Genomic DNA, 6,289 nt, shown 5'->3' on the forward strand with positions numbered 1-6,289 from the left:
GGGGCGGGATGATACGGGGCCAGGTGGGTAGAGCCGACCGTTGGTCGGCTGCCCTCCGCTCAAACGCGCGCACGCAGCGCCGCGCTTTTCATCCCTCAGCCTTCGATCGCACCAGCACCCGGCAACGGATCCACATGCCCGCACGCCTCACAGGTGCGCATCTCCACCGATGCCTGGTACCGCGCAAACACTTTCGGCAGGTCCGTTTCGATGTTTTCCAGCGCGAAGTATTCTTCGTACAGTTTGTGGTTGCAGCGTTCGCAGAACCACAGCAGGCCGTCGCGTTCGTGGGCCAGGCGCTTGCGCTCCACTACCAGTCCCACGCCGCCGGGCGGGCGGCGCGGGGAATGCGGCACTTTGCCCGGCAGCAGGAAGATTTCGCCCGCGCGGATCGGAATGTCGCGCACGGCGCCGTCTTCCTGCACCTTCAGCACCATCTCGCCTTCGAGCTGGTAGAACCACTCCGGGCCCTCGTCGTAATGGTAGTCCGTGCGGCTGTTCGGCCCGCCCACCACCATCACGATGAAGTCCCCGTTCTCGATCATCTTGTTGCCCACCGGCGGCTTCAGCAGATGCCGGTTTTCTTCTATCCAGCCCAGCAGGTTGATCGGCATGGGGAGCATGGTGCGATGTCCGTAGTGGGGAAGGGTCAGTCGCGTTTGCCGCGGCGCGGCACATGCGCCAGCGCCCGCTCGTAGGCTGCCTGCAGGTCTTCCGGTGCGCCCACGTCGATGCCCATTTCGCGCACCCGGCCGTCCTTCAGGCTGTAGACCCAGCCGTGCACCATCAGTTTCTGCCCGCGCGCCCAGGCGTCCTGCACGATCGTCGACCGGCAGGCGTTGACCACCTGCTCGATCACGTTCAGTTCGCACAGTCGTGCATGTTTCAGGTCCGGATCGTCGATCGCATCCATGATCGATGCGTGCTTCTGTGCCACATCGCCCACGTGCCGCAGCCAGTTGTCGGCCAGGCCCACCCGCGTGTTGTGCAGGCTGGCGTGCACGCCGCCGCAGCCGTAATGGCCCACGATCAGGATGTGCTTCACCTTCAGCTGGTCCACCGCGTACTGGATCACGCTCAGGCAGTTGAGGTCGGTGTGCACCACCACGTTGGCCACGTTGCGGTGTACGAACACTTCACCCGGCGCCATCCCGATGATCTGGTTGGCCGGCACGCGCGAATCCGAGCAGCCGATCCACAGGTATTCCGGATGCTGCTGCTTGGCCAGCTGGTGGAAGAAGTCCGGGTCTTCCTTCTCGATCCGGTCCGCCCATTCGCGGTTGTTCTGCAGCAGTTTGTGGATGTCTTTCATGGGGCAGGTGTCCCTGACGTGAGGTGGGGGCAAGGCGCGGCCAGCCTGGCCGCAGCGTCGCGGAAAACGGGGAGGGTCAGCCGGCGGTGCCGCCGTCGCGGCGCCAGCGCATCCACTGCGCCAGCTCGCGGGAAGCCGGGGCGTCCAGCGCCGACAGCGCGTCGATCACGCTGCACTGGTTCGCCTCCGGGTGGTTCTGGCTCAGTTTGAGCTTGATCTGTACCTGGGCCGGGCGGAAGCGGAAGCCGACGATGCCGGCCAGCATGCGTTGCTGGCGCGGCTCGATCGGCAGCAGGTCCCAATCGCCGCCCACCGTACCTTCGTAATGCGCGCTCAGTGCGTCCAGCATCGCGACCAGTGTGTCCGGGTCGGTGACCGGTTCCAGCACGCCGCGCAGTTCGGCCGCCGCGTAGTTCCAGGTGGGGACGCGCGCCTGCGCCTCTTTGTCCGGATACCAGCCCGGCGACACATACGCGTGCGGGCCGTTCACCAGCAGCGTGGCCGGGCCGACGTGGCCGGCCTGCGGATTCGGTTTGGCCCAGTGGCCTTCGATCAGGATGCCGTCGGCATCACGCGTGTACACCACCGGCAGGCGCGTGGCCTGCGGGTAGCCGTCGGCGCCGTTGGTCACCAGGGTGACGAACGCATCGCGCGCCAGCAGCCGGTCCAGCCAGATCAGGTCGGTCTCGACGAAGGCGGACGGAATGAACATCGTCGGTCAGGCGCGGGCGCCCAGGCTCTGCACCATGCGGCCCTGCAGGTCGGCATCGCTGGCGCCCTGCGGCGGCTGCACTTCATGCAGCGAGAAGCCGCGGATCAGCGCGTCTTCCTCGTCCAGCCCGTCATAGGAGACGAATTCGGCGTCGAACAGCTGCGAGCGCGCGGTGTCCTCGCTGTCGTAGCTGAGCGTGTTGCCGTCGCTGTCCAGCACTTCGGCGGTGCCCGCCGGGCGGACCCGCAGCCGGGCCCAGATCAGCGTGTTGCCCAGGCTGGCCAGGAACCACTCGTCGCGGTCGGGGGAGGTGTCGTTCATATCAGTACCATCGAAAGCAGCCAGAGCAGGGCAGCCATGCCCAGCCCGGCCAGCAGGGTCAGCAGCGACACCCAGGCCGGCGTTGCCAGCCCGGACAGCGCCAGGTCGGGGGTTTGCCGGTAATCACGGCCCAGCAGCCAGCGCAGCGCGTCCGGGCGCAGGAACGCACCGTTGCCGAAGCGTTGCGCCAGCAGCGGGTGGCGGTCGCGGATGTGGACCAGGGTGAGCGGCCAGAAGATCACGAAGGCACTGAACCCGGCGATCGCCACGCCGACGAAGCACAGCGCGAAGAACAAGGTCATGGGTCAGTGCCTCCGTAGGTGGATCAGAACTCGGCGGTGCCCGGTGCGCGCGGATAGGCGATCGCATCGCGGATGTTGCCCAGCCCGCAGACGTAGACCACCAGACGCTCGAAGCCCAGCCCGAAACCGGCGTGCGGCACCGAACCGTAGCGGCGGAAATCGCGGTACCAGCCGTAGTGCTCGCGGTCCAGGCCGAACTGCGCCATGCGCGCGTCCAGAACGTCCAGGCGCTCTTCGCGCTGGCTGCCGCCGATGATCTCGCCGATGCCCGGGGCCAGCACGTCCATCGCGGCAACGGTCTTGCCGTCGTCGTTCAGGCGCATGTAGAACGCCTTGATGTGCTCGGGGTAGTTGGTCACCACCACCGGGCGGCCGATGTGTTCCTCGGTCAGCCAGCGCTCGTGCTCGGTCTGCAGGTCCAGGCCCCACTCGACCGGGAAGTCGAACTTCTTGCCCGAGTTCTGCAGCAGCTTCACCGCCTCGGTGTAGTCGATCTGCTCGAACGGGGCATTGATGAAGGCCTCCAGCTTGGTGATCGCGTTCTTGTCCACGCGCTCGGCCAGGAACGCCAGGTCGTCGCCACGCTCGTCGAGCACCGCGCGGAACAGGTACTTCAGGAACTGCTCGGCCAGGCGCGCGTCTTCGGCCAGGTCGGCGAAGGCGATTTCCGGCTCGATCATCCAGAACTCCGCCAGGTGGCGGGTGGTGTTGGAGTTTTCGGCGCGGAAGGTCGGGCCGAACGTGTACACCTTGCTCAGGGCCAGGCAGTACGCCTCGACGTTGAGCTGGCCGGACACGGTCAGGAAGGTTTCCTTGCCGAAGAAATCGCGGCTGAAATCGACCTCGCCCTTGTCGTTGCGGGGCAGGTTGGCCATGTCCAGGGTGGAAACCCGGAACATCTGGCCGGCGCCTTCGGCATCGGAGGTGGTGATGATCGGGGTGCTGATCCAGTTGAACCCGTTCTCGTGGAAGAACCGGTGCACGGCCTGGGACAGGCAGTTGCGGATGCGGGTGACCGCGCCGAACAGGTTGGTGCGCGGGCGCAGGTGCGCCACTTCACGCAGGAACTCGGCGCTCATCGGCTTGGGCTGGATCGGGTAGGTCAGCGGGTCTTCGACCAGGCCGACGATCTCGATGCTGCTGGCCTGGATCTCGAACGACTGGCCCTTGCCCTGCGACTTGACCAGGGTGCCGCGGGCGATCACCGAGCAGCCGGGGGTGAGGGCCTTGATCGCGTCGAAGTTGTCCAGGGTGTCATTGGCCACCACCTGGATGGGGGCAAAGCAGGAGCCATCGGTGACATTGACGAAGGCCAGTGCTGCCGACCCACGCACCGTACGCACCCAACCGCGTACGGTTGCCTCGCCGCCTTCCGGGATCTTCCCGGCAAGCGCATGTTCAACGCTGACCACCGTCATGACTTGAATCCTCTATTGATCGACTCGATCTCTGAACGAGGAGTTTAACGGGTGCAGCGCTCTGCTTGCGAGGCATTTTTAGCCGCCGTGGACTTCTATAATGACCCCGATCCGCTGGAGTTGCCTGTCATGGCTGTAAGCCTTACCCCTGTTGCCTTTGCCCGTGTGCAGAAGTTCGTCGCCCAGACCCCGGGCGCGCTGGGCCTGCGTTTCGGCGTCACCCGTACCGGTTGTTCGGGCTGGGGCCACATCACCGACCTGGCCCGCGACGAGCGCCAGGGCGACACCGTGTTCGAGCAGGACGGGGTGCGCATCTACGTGGATGCCGACAGCCTGAGCCTGGTCGACGGCACCGAGATCGACTTCGGCAAGCACGGGCTGAGCGAGACGTTCACGTTCAGGAACCCGAACGCCACCGCCGAATGCGGCTGCGGCGAGAGCTTCACCACCGAAGCCGACAAGGCCTGATCCGGGCCGGGGCGGGGCGCTTGGCCCCGCTGCTGCTTGCCTGCGGGCGCTGCTGCTGCCATACTTTGCGGCTTCCTGCCTGATTCCGGGCAGGACCCTTGCCCCACCGCGTTCATCTGCGGGGGGCTGTCCGGCCCCCAAAGGGCCACATCCGAAAGGTAAAAACACATGAGTCGTCATTACGAAGTCGTGTTCCTGGTCCATCCGGACCAGAGCGAACAGGTCCCGGCCATGATCGAGCGCTACAAGGCGCTGGTCGAGAACGGCAACGGCACCGTCCACCGTCTGGAAGACTGGGGCCGTCGTCAGCTGGCCTACCCGATCCAGAACCTGGTGAAGGCCCACTACGTCATGCTCAACATCGAGTGCGACCAGGCCGTGCTGAGCGAGCTGGTGGAAAGCTTCCGCTTCAACGATGCCGTGCTGCGCAACCTCGTCATCAAGCGTGACGAAGCCGACACCGAGCAGTCGCTGATCATGAAGAGCAAGGACGAGAAGGGTGACAAGCCCGAGCGTGGCGAGCGTCGTCGTCGTGATGACGAAGAAGGTGAAACCACCCCCGCCGCTGACACCGATGCCGGCGAAGACGCCGCTTCGGCCGCTTAAGGAGCACTGACATGTCCAAGTTCTTCCGTCGCCGCAAGTTCTGCAAGTTCACGGCCGAAGGTATCAAGGAGATCGATTACAAGGATCTCAACACCCTGCGCCAGTACCTGACCGAGAACGGCAAGATCGTGCCGAGCCGCGTCACCGGTACCAAGTCGAAGTACCAGCGCCAGCTGGCAACGGCCGTCAAGCGCGCCCGTTTCCTGGCCCTGATTCCGTACACCGACAACCACGACGTCTGATGAAAGCCGGCGGCTTCGGTCGCCGCTTTCGTGGACCTGGCCGCCCGCGCTGCAGAGCGTCGGGCGGTTTCACGGTCTACCGTTCGGATATTCGGACAGCCATCGCTGCGGGGCCACGCCTCGCTAACGAATACATATTTGGAGCTACACCATGAAGCTGATTCTTCTCCAGAAGGTCACCAACCTCGGCGGTCTGGGCGATCTGGTCGACGTGAAGCCGGGCTACGGCCGCAACTTCCTCGTCCCGACCGGCAAGGCCGTTCCGGCCACCGCCACCAACGTTGCCGAGTTCGAAGCCAAGCGCGCCGACTACGAAGCCAAGGCCCAGTCGATCCACGCTGACGCCGAAGCCCGCAAGGCACAGCTGGAAGGCAAGAGCGTCACTATCGCCGCCAACGCGTCGACGGAAGGCAAGCTGTACGGTTCGGTTGGCCCGCGCGACATCGCCGAAGCCTTCACCAAGGCCGGCCTGCCGCTGGAAAAGAGCGAAGTGATCCTGGGCGAAGGCGCTTTCCGCAACGTGGGCGAGTACGAGGTGACTGTTCACCTGCACGCCGACGTGGAAACCACCGTCAAGGTGGTTGTGGAAGCCGAAAAGGCCTGATTCCGGCCGAAAGGCTGGCGTCACCAGAACGGGTGCCCGCAAGGGTGCCCGTTTTTGTGTTTGGGGGTTTTGTTTTTTAAAAGCTTAAAAGCTTAAAAGCTTAAAAGCTTAGAAGCTTGAAGCCAGATCAATGGCGGGTGCCGGCGCTTTGGTTCTTCCGGTGGGAGGGTGCCGGGTGGCCTTGGCCGGGACACGCCGTAAATCCATCCCTGGAGGCTCGTGGGCGCCATCCATGGCGCCCAACGGTCCCGGCCAAGGCCACCCGACACCCTCTGCCAAGATGTCCGGTGCGGGCGGGTAGAGC

At 65.0% G+C, this 6,289-nt stretch carries 10 protein-coding genes; 4 read left to right on the forward strand and 6 right to left on the reverse strand.

Going from position 1 to position 6,289, the window contains the following annotated elements; genetic code table 11:
* Window positions 1-95 precede the first annotated feature (95 nt).
* From DBR34_RS08155 to asnS, 6 genes are all read right to left on the reverse strand, one after another.
* The gene (locus DBR34_RS08155; RefSeq protein WP_128096416.1) at window positions 96-623 is read right to left on the reverse strand and encodes a 3-hydroxyanthranilate 3,4-dioxygenase; all 528 of its coding nucleotides are present in this window, start codon (window positions 621-623) and stop codon (window positions 96-98) included.
* 26 nt (window positions 624-649) lie between these two features.
* On the reverse strand, window positions 650-1,312 hold the full coding sequence (gene can, locus DBR34_RS08160; protein WP_128096417.1) for a carbonate dehydratase: 663 nt from the start codon (window positions 1,310-1,312) through the stop codon (window positions 650-652).
* A gap of 76 nt (window positions 1,313-1,388) precedes the next feature.
* Window positions 1,389-2,024, reverse strand: a complete 636-nt coding sequence (locus tag DBR34_RS08165; RefSeq protein WP_128096418.1) for an FMN-binding negative transcriptional regulator — start codon at window positions 2,022-2,024, stop codon at window positions 1,389-1,391.
* A gap of 6 nt (window positions 2,025-2,030) precedes the next feature.
* Complete coding sequence (locus tag DBR34_RS08170) at window positions 2,031-2,345, reverse strand: hypothetical protein (protein ID WP_128096419.1); 315 nt, start codon at window positions 2,343-2,345, stop codon at window positions 2,031-2,033.
* Window positions 2,342-2,647, reverse strand: coding sequence for a hypothetical protein (locus DBR34_RS08175; RefSeq protein WP_128096420.1), 306 nt, complete (start codon window positions 2,645-2,647; stop codon window positions 2,342-2,344). The genes DBR34_RS08170 and DBR34_RS08175 overlap by 4 nt, the downstream gene beginning before the upstream one ends.
* A 23-nt stretch (window positions 2,648-2,670) precedes the next feature.
* Window positions 2,671-4,065, reverse strand: a complete 1,395-nt coding sequence (asnS, locus tag DBR34_RS08180; protein WP_128096421.1) for an asparagine--tRNA ligase — start codon at window positions 4,063-4,065, stop codon at window positions 2,671-2,673.
* A gap of 129 nt (window positions 4,066-4,194) precedes the next feature.
* Here asnS and DBR34_RS08185 point away from each other — a divergent pair, with 129 nt between their 5' ends.
* The 4 genes from DBR34_RS08185 to rplI all read left to right on the forward strand — a co-directional run bounded on the left by DBR34_RS08185 (window position 4,195) and on the right by rplI (window position 5,985).
* Window positions 4,195-4,533 (forward strand): iron-sulfur cluster assembly accessory protein, encoded by a 339-nt coding sequence (locus DBR34_RS08185; RefSeq protein ID WP_128096422.1) that lies wholly within the window; start codon window positions 4,195-4,197, stop codon window positions 4,531-4,533.
* A 168-nt stretch (window positions 4,534-4,701) separates the two neighbouring features.
* Window positions 4,702-5,139, forward strand: coding sequence for a 30S ribosomal protein S6 (gene rpsF / locus DBR34_RS08190; RefSeq protein ID WP_128096423.1), 438 nt, complete (start codon window positions 4,702-4,704; stop codon window positions 5,137-5,139).
* A gap of 11 nt (window positions 5,140-5,150) precedes the next feature.
* Complete coding sequence (gene rpsR, locus DBR34_RS08195) at window positions 5,151-5,381, forward strand: 30S ribosomal protein S18 (protein WP_128096424.1); 231 nt, start codon at window positions 5,151-5,153, stop codon at window positions 5,379-5,381.
* A 151-nt stretch (window positions 5,382-5,532) separates the two neighbouring features.
* Complete coding sequence (gene rplI / locus DBR34_RS08200) at window positions 5,533-5,985, forward strand: 50S ribosomal protein L9 (protein WP_128096425.1); 453 nt, start codon at window positions 5,533-5,535, stop codon at window positions 5,983-5,985.
* The last annotated feature ends 304 nt before the right edge of the window (window positions 5,986-6,289 follow it).

The organism is Stenotrophomonas sp. HMWF003 (assembly GCF_003061285.1).
Classification (GTDB): domain Bacteria; phylum Pseudomonadota; class Gammaproteobacteria; order Xanthomonadales; family Xanthomonadaceae; genus Stenotrophomonas; species Stenotrophomonas maltophilia_AP.

Bases quoted from the DNA above. Each gene is read 5' to 3' on its own strand.
- DBR34_RS08155 (WP_128096416.1), bottom strand. From the start codon at position 623: ATGCTCCCCATGCCGATCAACCTGCTGGGCTGGATAGAAGAAAACCGG.
- can (WP_128096417.1), bottom strand. From the start codon at position 1,312: ATGAAAGACATCCACAAACTGCTGCAGAACAACCGCGAATGGGCGGAC.
- DBR34_RS08165 (WP_128096418.1), bottom strand. From the start codon at position 2,024: ATGTTCATTCCGTCCGCCTTCGTCGAGACCGACCTGATCTGGCTGGAC.
- DBR34_RS08170 (WP_128096419.1), bottom strand. From the start codon at position 2,345: ATGAACGACACCTCCCCCGACCGCGACGAGTGGTTCCTGGCCAGCCTG.
- DBR34_RS08175 (WP_128096420.1), bottom strand. From the start codon at position 2,647: ATGACCTTGTTCTTCGCGCTGTGCTTCGTCGGCGTGGCGATCGCCGGG.
- asnS (WP_128096421.1), bottom strand. From the start codon at position 4,065: ATGACGGTGGTCAGCGTTGAACATGCGCTTGCCGGGAAGATCCCGGAA.
- DBR34_RS08185 (WP_128096422.1), top strand. From the start codon at position 4,195: ATGGCTGTAAGCCTTACCCCTGTTGCCTTTGCCCGTGTGCAGAAGTTC.
- rpsF (WP_128096423.1), top strand. From the start codon at position 4,702: ATGAGTCGTCATTACGAAGTCGTGTTCCTGGTCCATCCGGACCAGAGC.
- rpsR (WP_128096424.1), top strand. From the start codon at position 5,151: ATGTCCAAGTTCTTCCGTCGCCGCAAGTTCTGCAAGTTCACGGCCGAA.
- rplI (WP_128096425.1), top strand. From the start codon at position 5,533: ATGAAGCTGATTCTTCTCCAGAAGGTCACCAACCTCGGCGGTCTGGGC.